Consider the following 13,663-nt stretch of genomic DNA (forward strand, 5'->3'; position numbering starts at 1 on the left):
GGCCTCGGAGCGGGCGTGGCAGCGCTTGCACCTGAGCTCCAGCGGTGTCTCATCCTCCTCGCCGAAGGGCTTGAGCCCAGGTCTCAGACCATTGCCCTGGAGGACCTCGGAGCAGGCGTGGGTGGCGGACATAGCAAGGCCTGTCCCATACCCAAGGCCTCTCCCATACCTATGAATACGTTTGGCTGAAGCAGACCGATGGCTGCGCGTCGAAGCCGAAGCCGTCGAGTTCGCGGACAAACGGGAACTGCGCGATCTTGCTCGACATGAGCGTGTCGAGCTGGTCGCGGATCGCCGTCAACTTCAGCCGATCCAGAATTGCGATCAGCAGGTCATGATCTAGGGTCGTCATCACCAGCTCCCTCCGGCCACCGCTTCGTACTCGGCGAGTGGCCGCAGCAAGGTGGCCGGGGGTGATCTTGATGCGCTCGGCGCGCACCGGCCCTTCGAAGCCGGCAACGCCGACAAAAGGCTCTGTCGCAAACCTGGAAATGGGGTTGTGAACGGCCATTTCGGCCTGTCCGTCAGGCAGCGAGGATATCGAAACAGCGATCGACAGACTTGTAGGCATACCTCGCCTGTCGCTTGCCCATCATGTGGATCATCTCGATGCCGGAGAGGATCACCACGTCGCTCGCCTGCGACTTGAAGCCGAGCATGGATCGAATGCGGGAATGCGGCGCTTGATACGCCGGTGATCCTGTTCGATCCGATTGTTGAGATGCCGGCTATTGCGGATGCGGATCGGCTTCAGCGGTCGCCCGCGATCGCTGCCGCAGCCGGCTTTCAGCGTCGCAGGAAAGGATTGCTTCGTAATTGGTCTGGCTGCCGTCGATGACGATACTTCCGGCCGGCCATGGCACGTCAGCGCCTTGCGGAGGAAGCGTTGGTCCGCCACCAGGTCACGGTTTTCGCTAAAGAAGAACTCGACCGTGTCGCCGAGGGATAGCGCGGTAGAGATACATCCATGGCCGCGGACCTTGATGTACGTCTCGTCCATATGCCACTTGCTGCCGACCACACGCTTGCGCCGGTTGAAGCGCTCCAGCAGCTGCGGCGAGAAGTGGGCGACCCAGCGATGCACGGTCGACCTTCAACGCGTTCGGCCATCATCTCTTCCAGATCGCGCAGCTCAGAGTGTAGGCCAGGTACCAGCGCAGGCACAGCAGGATCACCGACTGGTCGAAATGGCGGCCCTTGAACATCACGTGCTCCTCCACAGCTGAGGCGTTTTTCTTGCCATGCTCGCTTACAAAAAGGTTTGCGACAGAGCCGTTCGAACCGCATGCCGACACCATCGTCAAGGGCGGCCGCGATGTCCATTATGGCCAACAAGCTCAACCTGACGACGGGCAGGCAGTCTGTTCTTTCAATTTAGACCAACTATGCGGATGCCGCCTCAGTCAATTCAAGAATGTAGCCAATGCCGCGCACGGTCGTGATACGTGGCGTTGCACCTGACCTACTCAGGTGTCCACGTAAGCGATAGATTCCGACTTCAAGCGCGTTGGCAGATACCTCGTCGTTGAACGAATAGAGGTGATCTTCCAACTGCGCACGAGGCACGATGCGGCCTGCACGGATAAGCAGATGCTCTAAAATACATAGTTCGCGGCGTGCGATCTTCAGAGGATGACCCGAGACGGAAACCTGTCGGCCGATCGGATCGAAATTGAGATTGCCAAATACAACGATGGGGTCGGTCACCTGTGTCGACCGGCGCAGAATGGCTCTCATTCTGGCGATGAGCTCATCGAAAGAGACGGGCTTGAGCAGAAAGTCGTCCGCGCCACCGTTGAAAATTGCAATTCGCTTCTCGAGATCGTTGATGCTACTCATAATGAGGGTTGGAACTGAATGCCCGTCGCTCCTTAGCTGTCTCAGCCAGCCCAAGCCATCGCCATCTGGCAGAGCCAACTCCAGCAGGAGAATTTCATAGGTTGCGCAACAAAATGCCCTCGACGCCTGTTCCAGGTTGCCAACTACATCAACGGCAAAACCGCTATCCCCGAGCGCAACTCGCACGGCGCGCGTAAGATCCACATGATGATCAATGAGCAGCGTTCGCATTTCACGTCCTATCAAGGTAGGACAGGTCACCGTCCGCTGTAAGACCGGGGCGACAGCAGAAGTCGCGCAACTCGTCGTAGTGTTCGTAACGCTCTTTCCGATGGGTGATCGCGGGAGCATGCAAGCCGCACGCCTGCAATAGTCGGGGATGGAACACGTGAAGACCTGTTGACGGGCTGAAACCGTCGGTCGGCCAGCCCACAATGCCACCGACTCTGCGTGCGATTTCTCTACGCATCGATCCTCCTATATGGGTTGCATCGCAAACTCCAGCTGAGGTCGCAAGGGCAGGTTGCGGCGTTGAGAGGACCCCCTGAAGGCAATACCAGGAGGATTCCCTATATGGCACTTCCCGATTTACCAACCGGTCATTCCGAACCACGTTCGGCGGCTTTGAACACGCTCATTGAGCGCGGCTAGGTAAATCAAGGGTACGACCTGCCGGGTGTCGATGCCGCTTTTGAAGCAGGCATCGGCACCAGCTCGCTGAGCGTCGCCCGCGCAATTCAGCGGACGCGCTCGATACACCCAGTCGAATCGTGCCGCAGCTTGCCGCGCCGACAGGGCGCCCGAAGACTTCAGACTTGTGACCGAAGGTCTACGCCCAGTCCTCCTCCCATTATCCACCTCCGTCAAATCAAAGTGGACGTTCAATCTGAACAAATTACGCCATCGGATCACAAACCACTTACCGATCCCCGACATGCTCTAGCCTTAGTGCTTGTTAAGAAGGTCGGCTACTGTCTCTCCGCGTCGCCGGGCATCGGCGGCGAGCCACACCTCCCCCACCTCATACACGTCGCCGTGGGTACGGAACGGCACAATGACGTCAATGGCAGCCGACAGCAGGTCAAGAAGCGTGTGGTCTTCCACAGCAGCTCCTTGCGGGCTGCTCTTGACGAGTGAAAAGAGCTTTTTAAAGCCTTGGACCGGATCCACCCCATGAATCGTTGATATTGATCCCGCATGGCCGGAGACGACTTCGCTAAGGTAGGCCCAAGCAGCATCATCGCGCATCTCGCCAAGCAATATTCGATCAGGGCGCATGCGCAAGCTGGCTTGCAACAGTTGCTCGGCTGTCACCGCACCTACGCCTGCTCGGTCCTTCGGATAGAGTAACCGGACATGGTTCTCGTGCGGGATTGCAAGTTCGAGCGTGTCCTCGATACTTATCAGCCTCTCTTGCGGGGGTATAGCGTTGATCAAAGTCTTGCTCATTGTCGTTTTGCCGCTTCCAGTAGGTCCGCAAAGCAGCATCGTGAGCCGCCCGCAAACGCACGCTCGCAAAAATTGCTCCAAGTCACCATGGTCGTAGTGCTGAAGAATCGTTTCGTCCTGCCGCTCTTGGCGCTCCTTTCGTGACCGCCATTGATTCCAACGCGAGTATTCGTAGCGAGAAGAAACTTCCTTGAGTTCGGTCACACGACTTGAGGGACGCCGTATCGTCAGGCTTATTGTTCCTGAGGGAACAGCGGGCGGCAAACAGATCTGCAGCCGCTCTCCGTTCGGCAGCTCAGTCGCACAGAGGGGGCTTTGCGGTCCGACATCTTGCTTGCGCAGCGCTCCAGCGAGGATCGCGATGTCCTCCAGATCGTCATAAGATAGCGGTAGCGGATGTTTCGTGAAAACGCCGGCCTGTCGGACAAAGGCTTCCCCAGGCCGGTTGATAGCGACCTCTTCGGTCCTTGGCTCCTCAAGCCATTTCAGAACAGGGTTGAGAAGCAAACGCAATTGAGGGTCAGCCTCCGGTCGCATTGTTGTCTCTCCGGCGTTCACGATGTTGGGGGGCTGGCGCCACGGCGGTCGCTCTAAGATCGTATACATCTGAGAAATCGAGATCCCGAGCCACAAAGATGGATACAGCATCTCCCTGGTTTTTCTTCAGAGTTGGCGGAACGTTGATCGTTGCTCTAAGGGTCGTGTCAACGGCTTGTCCGGCGTTGCTCTGGAAGCTGTTGATGCCGCTTCCTCCACCTGAGCTGCCAGCGTATTGACCGGCGGCCTGAAACGCGCCTTGAATGACGCTCATGAGCATTGCTCCGCCAAAGCGCTGCCAGAAGTGATTATCCACCGTGCCAGGCATTCCGGAGCGGCCGAGCTCGTCAGCGCCCGGCGATGCTAGCGAAACGAGGGCATGGTCAGGCGTTTCGATGCGCGTCCACAGCACGAAGACACGCGCATCCCCCTGTTGGAGACCACGCTGGATCTCGCCAATCACGGTCGTCCCGCGATCCAAAAGCACCACGTTGTTGGTGGCGCCGCGGACGTCTTTAGGTAAGACGCACTTCACATAACCCGGTAAGTTTGTGTCGACTGCCGTTTGCAAAATGCAGGGAATTATCGTTCCTTGAGTAATCACGAGATCAGGGTGCGGCAAAAGTGTGGCCCGGCTCGGCTCCTGTATATCTGGCTTCAATCGCCCCGACAGATCGCCAGCGTCTGAAATCTCATCCGAGGTTGCGGGAGCATCCCTATGGTTGTCTTCGCTCCGCTGACCGTCGTTGGGCATTTGACCGCTGCCACTGTAGGCGAAAATTGGTGATTCCTCCGGCGGCGGATCAGCTGGCGCCGGAGGCGGCGTAGATGGCGCAGGATCTCCTGCCTGCGCCACCTGTACGGGTGCTGGAGGTTCGGGAGCAATCTCAATCGGCACGGGGCGGAATGGCTCGGCGTCGGCGACAATTGGAGGTTTTGGCTGAGTTGGCTCGTCTTGTGTGCTGGGACGACCTCCGAGCCAGATGAGCGATAGAGATGAGATGAGAACAAGAGCAGCGACGGCCAACTTCTGCAATCCCGAAACATGCCGGCGGGCCGGCTCCGAGACCATCGATCCGGAGGCATGGACATCATGTCCCGACTGTGGGCCGGTTTCATTCATCGGCCGAGCCTTTCAAAACGCGCCACACGTCGGGTGTCACTGTACCGGTCCCTGGCGCTCGTCCCACAGGGTCATAAGCCCTGTTGAAAATGGACAAGACCGTATTGCCATCTCTCAGACGCCATTCCCGGGCGACTGCGGATACTTCAACATAGTCCCCTTTGACCGTGTAATTGGCAGCGGCTTCCTTGCCGTCGGGATTGATAATGTAGAGAGAGGGTATGCGGGAATTGCTTGCGAAGCCAAATACGGTGGTAAAGCCATTATCGAAAACTTGCAGCGGGGACAGCGATCGATCGCCCTTTGCGACGTAGTGAAAATTGCTTTCGTCCGGACTGGTAGTTGCGGCGGGCCGATTCAACAAATCCTGAACTCTCTCGTCGTGCAGCACTTTCGCCCGGCCCTGACCAAGAATCGAGCGCCTTTCTGCGTCCTTTCTCCGAGCAGCAGCCTCATCAGCAGGATAGGTGAACTGCACGCTATAGTATAGGTCAGGTTGCTGCTCATCGAGTTTTGGCATCGCTCTCGTTGAAATACTGAAGACGTATCTCCGTGTACCGGACTCACTCTCCGCCAGCACGATGACCGGCTGCGGCGGGAGCATCCGGCTAGCCTTAAAAAAGAGATAGTTGGCGCGCGGGAGCGCAGCCAGGTCTTTGCTATTGGAAACGGCCACGGCTGCGACTGTCTCGTTGGCCGCGAATGTGACAACCAGCGTTGCCCCCACTGCGGTAGACAGGCGCACCACTTCGTCGGGACGGTAAGCCAGGTAGCGCATGCGCGCATCATGCTTGCCGGCAAGTGGTGTGTCTTCCGCGGACGCTTCCATCGTTAAGAAGAGTGAACAGACCAGCGCGAGAAACGCTCTTTTTGTCATGGCTGCACATAGCCCAGGTTCGATACGCTATCTTCCGAGCCTTGATAAGAAGTGACGAGTAGACCTCCCGGATTGGTGAGCCTCGATTGCCCAGGCAGACCCGTCAAGCGCTCGTAGCGGATGGTAGCTGTCCAGGTGGTCACTATCGGCATCTGCCCATCGACAACAAGCGTACGTTTGTAACGGATCTGTTGAACGTCCGGACTGATGTCGTTTGAAGAAATATGCCCGACCTCGAGCTTGCCGCGCTTGCCGACCGTGACTTGCGGCGAGGTGGGATTCGGATAGTTGAAGAAATCTTGATATTGCTGTCGCACAGCCGGCGCGCTGAAACTGGATACGAGGTCATAGGCGTATTGGGCTGTATCTGCTGTGTACCCCTCGCGCAGGCGTACATATTCCCACAGCGAAGCATTTATGACGGCTCGGTCTTGGGTTGCCGGCAGTCGAGAGACTGACACTTCGCTGTCGACGGTCCCATCCGGCCGGACCCAGAGGAACACAGGTACGAGCTTGGCCAACGGGACCATGGCAGCGATGGTAAATGCCTGGGCAACATTTCCTAGGACCGCCGCTGCGGCAAAGGCGATCAGGGCCTTTGACAGGCGCCGCGCAGACTTCGCTCGTGACGTTTGAAACGCTTCCACCTTCTTATAGTGGGCGGCTAGCGTTTCTCTCTCCACCAGAAGGGCATGTTCAGGAAATTTCACTTTGGCTCTTCCGCGCATTCGACCTGAAGATCCTCAGGGGTGGTTTCCCATTGTCCCACGTTCAGTTGGAATGGGGCACCCGCGCACGTCGCAAGCCCATGGCTCGTCTTGCAGGCGGCCAAAGCGAGGATTGACAGAAGTAGGCAATATTTCATGTTTTTGGCACCGAGCTTGTCGATTGATTAACCACCCGCCGTTTTGGCAAAGTGGCGATTGAGGCTGTTAAGAGGTCGGTTCGCACCTCCCCAAGAGCCGCCGGCGATGCTGCTGGCGATCGTCGGAAGCGCGACGATCAGAGCGTCACCAGCTAGGAAAAGCATGTCGAGCTCGTAAAGCCCGATGATCTTGGCTGCTGTCGTGCCCGAGAATTTGATCATCAAAAGCATGGCTGCCAGCGAGACTGCTTCGGCAGCGATTACTATCGTTGCAACGATGTTGAGGAGGAGAAGCAGCAGCCCGTACGAGAGCAGTTGGCCGATCCATCTGGTGGCTATGTCTCGAGTGTGATCAAAAAGGTAGCCTACAAGGACCAGGGGGCCGATCGTCAAGAGCACCTTCGTCAGAATTCCAACGGCATCGTAGATCTCGAACGCTGTCCACAGCGCGCCGTAGAAAATCCATTGCGCTCCCTCGAAAGCAAGTATGTCCTGGCCGTTCATAGGCCCAATTTCGGAAGCAATCAGCTGAAAGACATACTGGCTTGAAGCAAACATGAGATCGAGCTTCTGGGGGATTCCGATGAAGGGCAAGTCGCTGCCACTGATGTCGTGAGCCAACCTCGGAATCGTGTCGTCGAAGAGCGCTTCAATGTACTGCTGATAGTTGGCCTGCCCTAAGATAAGGGCGACGACAATCGACACCATGATTACGCGCGAGATACCCCCGCGCGCATCGACTTGACCACGCATGACCAGACAGCCTTGGATTATTATCCAGAGCGTGACACACGCAACCAGAGGCGCACTGACCGCCGCCTGGACGTTTTCAAGCACTTTGTGCAGCCCGGACGTGAAGGCCCCATGAAAGATCGTGTGTATAGTCGTGAATGGCGCGGGAATTTTGAAATTCATGGCGTGAGCCTGATGTGTCCCTGATCAGCGCAGCTGAGCCTGATGAACTCTGTGTGGTTTACGGGAGGATGCTAAACATATTAGCGGTGTCCTGATGTTCGCGACGCTGCGTGGCGGCCTCCTCCACGGCGTGAAGGCTCCCTTGTGCAGTGGCCATCGTCAGCAGACTCGTGGCCTGGACATTTTGGATCATCGCATCGTGAATCTGCTTGAGGACCAGACCGTTGGTCACGGTAGCCTGCATAATATTTCCCGAGCGGGAAAGCTGACCAAGCGTGCCGGCGTTATCCTTAAGGCGCTTGTCCATCATGCCCAAAGTGTCGGCTGCAATAGCTGCGGCATTGGCGGCCCCGGCGATTTGTCCCTGTAACAGTTTCGCTTCTGAATCGGTGCCGTTGACAATCCGATTTGGGTCCTTCGCAATGTTACGGGCCATAATCGAAGCTGGCGCCCGAGCATCAAACATCTGCTCCTCCAGCTTATTGCTCGACGGGTAATGATTTCCTTGGTTCAGTGAGCTTAGCAGTCCCGTGACAGCGAATGACGACGTCAGCATTGTCACCATTTCGATCGTGGTAGCGAGCGTCTCGATTGACCTCTCAAGGATCGCCGCATTGGAAATCGCTGTTAAGGTCGATTGTGTTTCTGTTACAGGGTCGGTGACGATCCATTGCGAACGGGCCTGTCCGTGAAGCAGAAGGGAAGCAGCAAGGGTCGTTACTGCAAGTTTGGCAAATTTCATGAATATTCCTCCGTCAGTCTTGAACTTCATGGTACCGGGCCATGAACTTGTCGAGCCACCCACTTGGGGCGTCTCCGTGCTGGTTACGAAGCTGGTCGGCAAAGCGCACTGTGTTGGCCCGCCCCGAGAGTACGGCTACGTACTCGCGCATCTGCCCAAGATCGAATTCGCAAACAATACTCCCGCTATCGCGCTTGAGCAAAAACTTGCGGCTGCCGATTGCCATTCCCTGGCGGATTGCCTCGAACTCCTGCGCAGTGCACTTCAAGCCATCGACATATGCAGAGCGGTCCGCCGTCGGTGATGGGTAGAAAATTTTCGTCATACATTGCGCAACGAGACTAGCTCCGAGAGGCGATTCCAGAACGTGTTCAGGCTGCTGCGTTGCGAGTATCAACATGCCGTTGTTTTTGCGGACCGTGAGCAAGAACTTGTCGATAACGGCCGAGAATTGGGGGTTGAGTAGATAGAATCGAAATTCGTCGCAGCTCATGACGAACCGACGACCATCGACGATAGCGCCCACTCGATGCAGAAGGTATGCGGCGGCCGGTGCACAGACCTCCTCATATTCCAGGAGCTGCGTCATGTCGAAGCCCGTAATCGAGGCATCCAGCCTTACTTCGTCCACGTCGCCGTCAAAGGCCCATCCAAGCGCCCCCCCTCTACACCACCGCTGCAGCCGTGCTCCTGCGCCCTCGGAGGGGCTGTGCAATAGGAACTCGCGCAGGCCCGCAAGTGAGCGCATAGGGGGTTCGAACGAAAGCTGACGAACAATTCCGCGTTCCAGCCGACGGCTTTCCTCCGGCGAGATCGGACCACGGCCGTCACTCTCGATCAGGGCCATCAACCACTCGCGCAGAAAGTCCCGGGAGGCGGAGGTGTTGTCCAGTCCACGCAGAGGGGCCAAGCCGCTCGGAGCGCCTCTGCGCAACGCAAGATATGTCCCTCCCGTGGCTCGCACCAGCAGTTCACCACCCCGATCCTTGTCGAAGAAGACGATCGCACCATTGCGATCGACCAAGCTTTGCTCAAGCATCGCGAGGACAAAGGTCATCAGCGTCGTCTTGCCTTTGCCAACGGGCCCGAATATTGCCGTCATGCCGACGTCATTCTCATGGGGGATGTAGTCGAAAGAAGTTCCACCGTTTGTGCGAAAGCGCGCAACAGCATTGCCCCAGTGGCCGGAACTGGAACCGCTTGGGAAGTTCTCAAATGAGACGAGCCCGGCAAAATTGTGTGAGGTGATCGCCCCCGGGCGCGTGCGCCACCTGTTGTTCCCCGGAAGTTGGGACCAATATGCGGCCTCCATGCCGATGCCCTCTTGGACGATAACGGCGCCCGCGTCGGCCAGCCGTGCGCGGGCACTTGCTGCGCGATCTGCAAGGCTATTGAGGCTGTCGGCATAGACGCACAGGCTCAGATGATGCGAACCCATCACGAATTCGTTGCTTGCCAGTGCGTCCTCTGCCTCGGCAAGTTCATTGATCTGGGTGAGAGCCTTGTCGCCGGCACTCGTCATCTGGCTGGACTTAAGGCTTAGTTTGGCATGAGCTTGTGGGCGAGTGAGGAAGGAAAAGCTCTGGCTCAGGACAAGCGGGAAGTTGGCGGACAGCAAGGAATTTAGCATGCCCGGCCGCGTCGTCGCCGGATATTCACGGAACGAAAACAATGATCCGACGGAGCTATCCCCGGGCCTTCGAATCTCAAGCGCCCGCTTCCCGCAGACGACCTGGTCAGTGTAGATCGAGGCGCCAAGTGAGCCGGTAACCATCGGAACCGGAAGAAACCGGCAAGTCATCATGAGCCGAAGCGCCTCGCCGATTTCCGTGAAGAGCACGTTGCCTTTCTCACGAATGCCCAACCGGCGCAGACCGTAACCGCCGAGTGCGCCAGCAGTGATGTGCCAGAGGTCTTCCAGGCTCCGCATTTGGGTGGCTAGATCGTGCTCATTCCGTCTGCGGGACTTGGCAATCCGCAAGCCGATCTTGCCGATTGCGGTGCGGGGGGACACGATCAAAGTGAGGAAGTGATCGTTGCGAAAGAGCTTTCCCGACAGCACACGACGCTCGTAGGCCTCGCTCAGACTGCCAGCGAAGGCACTTTGAAACTGGCGCGGCGCCGGCGCCGGCACATCGTTGTGTCTCACAAGATGAGCGTATATCGAGATATTGTCATCGGCGATGTTGCGCAAGAGAGTGTTGAACGCGCGGCAGCGCGAGTTGCGCATCTCAGCGTCTTCCAAATCAAAGGGCACACCGTTCACATGTGCCATGGCCATGATCGATCCGTCTTCCAGAAGGACAACCTGATCGCTTACGTGACCAACATACGGAAGGTAGATCTCGCCAGACCTCTCGGTCCGGCCGCTGGCGCCGAACATTACACCATTCCTCTTCCGCGTTTCGGCACTCTGATCGGATTGGCGCTGACGCTTGCGCCTCCCCAGACCGGCCCGTCCACGCTTCTGCCGGCCGTCTGCAAATAGAGCAGCACGACGCTTGCCGCGTTATAGTCACGCTCAACAACCAGCCGTGCTCCGAACCAGAGTGGCGCGAGAACGATTTCGTAGAGCGGGTTCTGAAGAATAATGATAACAAGCCCAGCCAACATCATGAGCAATCCGGCCAGCGTCAGCGGCACCCCCAGAAACAGTGCGGGGCGCGTCGCCGCCACATAGAGGGTGCTCACTTCCAACCGGTCGCTCATCAGCCGCCGCCTATGAGCGCCTTGCCCAGGAAGCTGGCCCCGAACATGATGACGATCCCTCCAACGACACCCGCAACCAGGCCAAGTGAAGCACGACCGAACATCCAAGAGATACCGATGGCTACGAGCCCGAGCACGGCCAGTGATTGTCCAAAGGGGCCAAGTATGAACGTGCAGATATTCTGGACCATCTTGGCAGGATCCGTCCCTCCGGTCACCTGAGCCGCGGCTGGCCCGCTGTAGAAGACCGTCCACGCCGCGCCTGCAGCAGCGGCCGGTACATATTCAGCCGCCATGCGCAGCATGGAAAAAGGCGAAGGAACACGCGTTTTAAGCGCACGAAGTATCTTGAGTGGCGTCATCATTGCATCTCCATGTTTCAATCGAATACGAGTTTGTTCGGGTTCGCGGGTTCCCGTGCTTTCGCAGCCTGGCTGCCTGTCGGACCGGAGGGATCGGCCCCGGAGCGGTCTGGCTGATACGAGCCCCAAATGTCCCAAGAATCTTGGTTGGGCTGCTTCTTTCTATTGGCCTGTTGGCTCTGCTGGAGCAGAGGCGGCACGGCTTTCCGACCGGGTGCCTCAAGGTGCGGCACATCTCGAGCAGTCGGCTCCAGCGTTCGCTCAAGGAGACTTGAGATGTCCTTTGCGGCCGACTCGACCTTGCGTACATAACCGTTGGCGAAGCCACGCGTGACGTCGCCCGTGTTATAGGCCGAGATGGCACGGCGAAGCGCCAGTTGCTGTGCCACAGCAGTGGTGCCGCCGGCATACCGGCTTTCAAGCAAGTGGGCGGCAGCCGAAAGCGAGGCGCAGGGCTCGAAAGCCCTTTCCGGCGTAAGATTGAGCATGGCAAAGTTCTTGCTGTTTATCTGCATCAATCCAACATCGACAGAATGTTGTGCTTCGAGGCGTTCCTTGATGCCCCGCGTGGCTTCCAGGTGGTCTATCCAGCGAAGCTGCTCACCTGTGGTGTTGTCATGAGCCACCAGCGTGTCAAAGCCACTTTCAATCTTGGCAATCGCGGCCAGGGTGGACGGCGCAACCCAGGGAGCGCATTTGCGCGACAGGCTGCGGAACTCACGCGGAGAGAGTGGCGCGGGCTCGGCTGGGAGTGACATGGCTGTCAACAGGACGACGGCCAGCGGCCAAGCTGCAATAAACATTCCCTATCACCTACCTTTCCAAGCCGCCGGACGGGTTCTGGCCCTGTCCGGCACGCGCTTATCGGGGAGGTTTGTTACTGTGTGATGTTCAAGTTCAGCTTTTCGGTTTCAATTGAAGCAAAGACCGTGTTCGTATCAGCGTGGGTGAGCATCTTGCGCATGCGTGGGTGGCGCGGGCCCGATCAGCCAGCGACATCCGGAGCATCTTGGTACAATGACTCCTGTACAGGATTTTGCTCGTCCCGGCCGTCCGTTGCTCCTGGAGTGTGGGCCACGACTTTGGCGTCATGGATGGTGCTTCTGTCAGCGCCAAGCCAAGGACAAAATGGGGAGCTTGGCGGGTTTGTTCAGGCTCGGGATCACCGTGGGGAATCGACTAAGGCGATAAAGCGGCCCAACTTTGCCGGTATGCTGCCGGTCCTTAAAGAGCAGCCATGCGCGGCCCTGCACACTCAGATCATTGCTTGAGACGCGAGCTCGTCCGCGAAGCTGGCTCGAAGGCGCAAATCCGCGGCGGCGAGGGTCAACTGGGAAGACGTGGCGGCGCAGCCCATCCTGGTGCGAGCCTCGTTCAGCTGTTCGGCCGCCGCCGCCAAAGGGTGGATCATGCACAGTCCAATCGGCAGATAACCGCACGTCATTGACGGAGTCCGACGGCGCAATGGACAAGCATAGTGACACGCTCAAGATGGAGGAGTTGCAGTAACTGAGAAATGTTAGCCCGGACGTTCACCGCAACCGGCGACCTGCCGGTCGCCGAACAGCATTTGAGGCCGCCGGCCACCTTGGACGAAGCCGGCTTGGCAGGAGACACACTATTTTGCACAAGGCCGCTGCAGCGAATCACGGTCTTCTTCCGCCGACCGCCTCTCCGATCAAGCCAAACGCCGCGCTGCTCAACCATGTCCGAGCTGGATCCACGAGCCGGAGGATATCGAGATGATCCAGGTCCGCAAACTCCAGGATGACCAGGATGCAAGGGCATAGCAGGAAACTTGGCATCCATGAGGTCGAACTTGAGTGATATTGGCAGGCCTGCACCAACGGGGGAGCTCGAAGCGAAAAAGCGAAGGACCACACGGCAGGGTCATGTCGGCGCTTGGACCTGTCTGGTGGCCACGGGCTGCCTTGGTGCGGTCAATTCGCTGGGGATGAAAAGAACAGGACGAGCACGGCCTCACATTGGCCGCACGCAACGGCGAGTGGTATCAAGGAGCAGCTGTTCTGGGTCGGTGCCCCAGGGTTGCTCGGCAACAGGTTTAGACAAGGGGATTCAAGATTGAAGGTGTGCCGTTGAAACATGTTCTTGTCATTGACGATGATGCCGCAATGCGGCGCCTCATCGCCGAGTATCTCACGATGCATGCCCTGAAGGTAACCGCAGTCCACGATAGCAAGCAGTTTGACTATGTTCTTTCACGTGAGCCAGTCGATCTCGTGGT

Annotated in this window: 13 protein-coding genes and 2 pseudogenes; 1 reads left to right on the top strand and 14 read right to left on the bottom strand. The window is 57.9% G+C overall.

Annotation, left to right across the window (positions count from 1 at the left end; genetic code table 11):
* Positions 1–193 precede the first annotated feature (193 nt).
* The 14 genes and pseudogenes from NKJ26_RS14465 to NKJ26_RS14530 all read right to left on the bottom strand — a co-directional run.
* Positions 194–352: pseudogene (locus NKJ26_RS14465) on the bottom strand (ATP-binding protein); the annotation flags it as partial.
* 270 nt (positions 353–622) lie between these two features.
* Complete coding sequence (locus NKJ26_RS14470; RefSeq protein ID WP_352695849.1) at positions 623–1,084, bottom strand: DDE-type integrase/transposase/recombinase; 462 nt, start codon at positions 1,082–1,084, stop codon at positions 623–625.
* A 299-nt stretch (positions 1,085–1,383) separates the two neighbouring features.
* Positions 1,384–2,070 carry a response regulator gene (locus tag NKJ26_RS14475; RefSeq protein WP_023796647.1) on the bottom strand — a complete coding sequence of 229 codons (687 nt, stop codon included), beginning with the start codon at positions 2,068–2,070 and terminating at the stop codon, positions 1,384–1,386.
* Positions 2,071–2,784: 714 nt separating this feature from the next.
* A complete protein-coding gene (gene virB11, locus NKJ26_RS14480) occupies positions 2,785–3,825 on the bottom strand; it encodes a P-type DNA transfer ATPase VirB11 (RefSeq protein ID WP_352695850.1) in 1,041 nt (346 codons plus the stop codon).
* Positions 3,809–4,948 (bottom strand): type IV secretion system protein VirB10, encoded by a 1,140-nt coding sequence (gene virB10 / locus NKJ26_RS14485; RefSeq protein WP_352567799.1) that lies wholly within the window; start codon positions 4,946–4,948, stop codon positions 3,809–3,811. Before virB10 ends, virB11 begins: the two co-directional genes overlap by 17 nt.
* Positions 4,941–5,825 carry a TrbG/VirB9 family P-type conjugative transfer protein gene (locus tag NKJ26_RS14490; RefSeq protein WP_023762842.1) on the bottom strand — a complete coding sequence of 295 codons (885 nt, stop codon included), beginning with the start codon at positions 5,823–5,825 and terminating at the stop codon, positions 4,941–4,943. The genes virB10 and NKJ26_RS14490 overlap by 8 nt, the downstream gene beginning before the upstream one ends.
* On the bottom strand, positions 5,822–6,535 hold the full coding sequence (locus NKJ26_RS14495; RefSeq protein ID WP_023785251.1) for a type IV secretion system protein VirB8: 714 nt from the start codon (positions 6,533–6,535) through the stop codon (positions 5,822–5,824). The genes NKJ26_RS14490 and NKJ26_RS14495 overlap by 4 nt, the downstream gene beginning before the upstream one ends.
* Entirely contained in the window at positions 6,532–6,690 is a 159-nt protein-coding gene (locus NKJ26_RS14500; protein ID WP_081731114.1) for a type IV secretion system lipoprotein VirB7, read from the bottom strand. The genes NKJ26_RS14495 and NKJ26_RS14500 overlap by 4 nt, the downstream gene beginning before the upstream one ends.
* Positions 6,691–6,717: 27 nt before the next feature.
* A complete protein-coding gene (locus NKJ26_RS14505) occupies positions 6,718–7,605 on the bottom strand; it encodes a type IV secretion system protein (RefSeq protein WP_023762840.1) in 888 nt (295 codons plus the stop codon).
* A 58-nt stretch (positions 7,606–7,663) separates the two neighbouring features.
* Positions 7,664–8,347, bottom strand: coding sequence for a TrbJ/VirB5 family protein (locus NKJ26_RS14510; protein ID WP_352628633.1), 684 nt, complete (start codon positions 8,345–8,347; stop codon positions 7,664–7,666).
* A gap of 13 nt (positions 8,348–8,360) precedes the next feature.
* Positions 8,361–10,730 carry a type IV secretion/conjugal transfer ATPase VirB4 gene (virB4, locus tag NKJ26_RS14515; RefSeq protein WP_352695853.1) on the bottom strand — a complete coding sequence of 790 codons (2,370 nt, stop codon included), beginning with the start codon at positions 10,728–10,730 and terminating at the stop codon, positions 8,361–8,363.
* Positions 10,730–11,056, bottom strand: coding sequence for a type IV secretion system protein VirB3 (locus tag NKJ26_RS14520; RefSeq protein ID WP_023679584.1), 327 nt, complete (start codon positions 11,054–11,056; stop codon positions 10,730–10,732). Before NKJ26_RS14520 ends, virB4 begins: the two co-directional genes overlap by 1 nt.
* Positions 11,056–11,361, bottom strand: coding sequence for a pilin major subunit VirB2 (virB2, locus tag NKJ26_RS14525; RefSeq protein ID WP_023673707.1), 306 nt, complete (start codon positions 11,359–11,361; stop codon positions 11,056–11,058). Before virB2 ends, NKJ26_RS14520 begins: the two co-directional genes overlap by 1 nt.
* Positions 11,362–11,435: 74 nt before the next feature.
* The gene (locus tag NKJ26_RS14530) at positions 11,436–12,221 is read right to left on the bottom strand and encodes a type IV secretion system lytic transglycosylase VirB1 (RefSeq protein WP_352695855.1); all 786 of its coding nucleotides are present in this window, start codon (positions 12,219–12,221) and stop codon (positions 11,436–11,438) included.
* A 1,293-nt stretch (positions 12,222–13,514) separates the two neighbouring features.
* Between NKJ26_RS14530 and NKJ26_RS14535 the strand changes: the two are divergent.
* Positions 13,515–13,663, top strand: a pseudogene (locus NKJ26_RS14535) (DNA-binding response regulator); the annotation flags it as partial.

It is taken from the genome of Mesorhizobium sp. M0152, from assembly GCF_040322415.1.
Classification (GTDB): Bacteria; Pseudomonadota; Alphaproteobacteria; order Rhizobiales; family Rhizobiaceae; genus Mesorhizobium.

What these genes read in the sequence shown, in the direction of transcription:
- NKJ26_RS14475 (WP_023796647.1), bottom strand. Translation starts at nt 2,070, where the DNA reads ATGCGAACGCTGCTCATTGATCATCATGTGGATCTTACGCGCGCCGTG.
- virB11 (WP_352695850.1), bottom strand. Translation starts at nt 3,825, where the DNA reads ATGCGACCGGAGGCTGACCCTCAATTGCGTTTGCTTCTCAACCCTGTT.
- virB10 (WP_352567799.1), bottom strand. Translation starts at nt 4,948, where the DNA reads ATGAATGAAACCGGCCCACAGTCGGGACATGATGTCCATGCCTCCGGA.
- NKJ26_RS14490 (WP_023762842.1), bottom strand. Translation starts at nt 5,825, where the DNA reads ATGACAAAAAGAGCGTTTCTCGCGCTGGTCTGTTCACTCTTCTTAACG.
- NKJ26_RS14500 (WP_081731114.1), bottom strand. Translation starts at nt 6,690, where the DNA reads ATGAAATATTGCCTACTTCTGTCAATCCTCGCTTTGGCCGCCTGCAAG.
- NKJ26_RS14505 (WP_023762840.1), bottom strand. Translation starts at nt 7,605, where the DNA reads ATGAATTTCAAAATTCCCGCGCCATTCACGACTATACACACGATCTTT.
- NKJ26_RS14510 (WP_352628633.1), bottom strand. Translation starts at nt 8,347, where the DNA reads ATGAAATTTGCCAAACTTGCAGTAACGACCCTTGCTGCTTCCCTTCTG.
- virB4 (WP_352695853.1), bottom strand. Translation starts at nt 10,730, where the DNA reads ATGTTCGGCGCCAGCGGCCGGACCGAGAGGTCTGGCGAGATCTACCTT.
- NKJ26_RS14520 (WP_023679584.1), bottom strand. Translation starts at nt 11,056, where the DNA reads ATGAGCGACCGGTTGGAAGTGAGCACCCTCTATGTGGCGGCGACGCGC.
- virB2 (WP_023673707.1), bottom strand. Translation starts at nt 11,361, where the DNA reads ATGCTGCGCATGGCGGCTGAATATGTACCGGCCGCTGCTGCAGGCGCG.
- NKJ26_RS14530 (WP_352695855.1), bottom strand. Translation starts at nt 12,221, where the DNA reads ATGTTTATTGCAGCTTGGCCGCTGGCCGTCGTCCTGTTGACAGCCATG.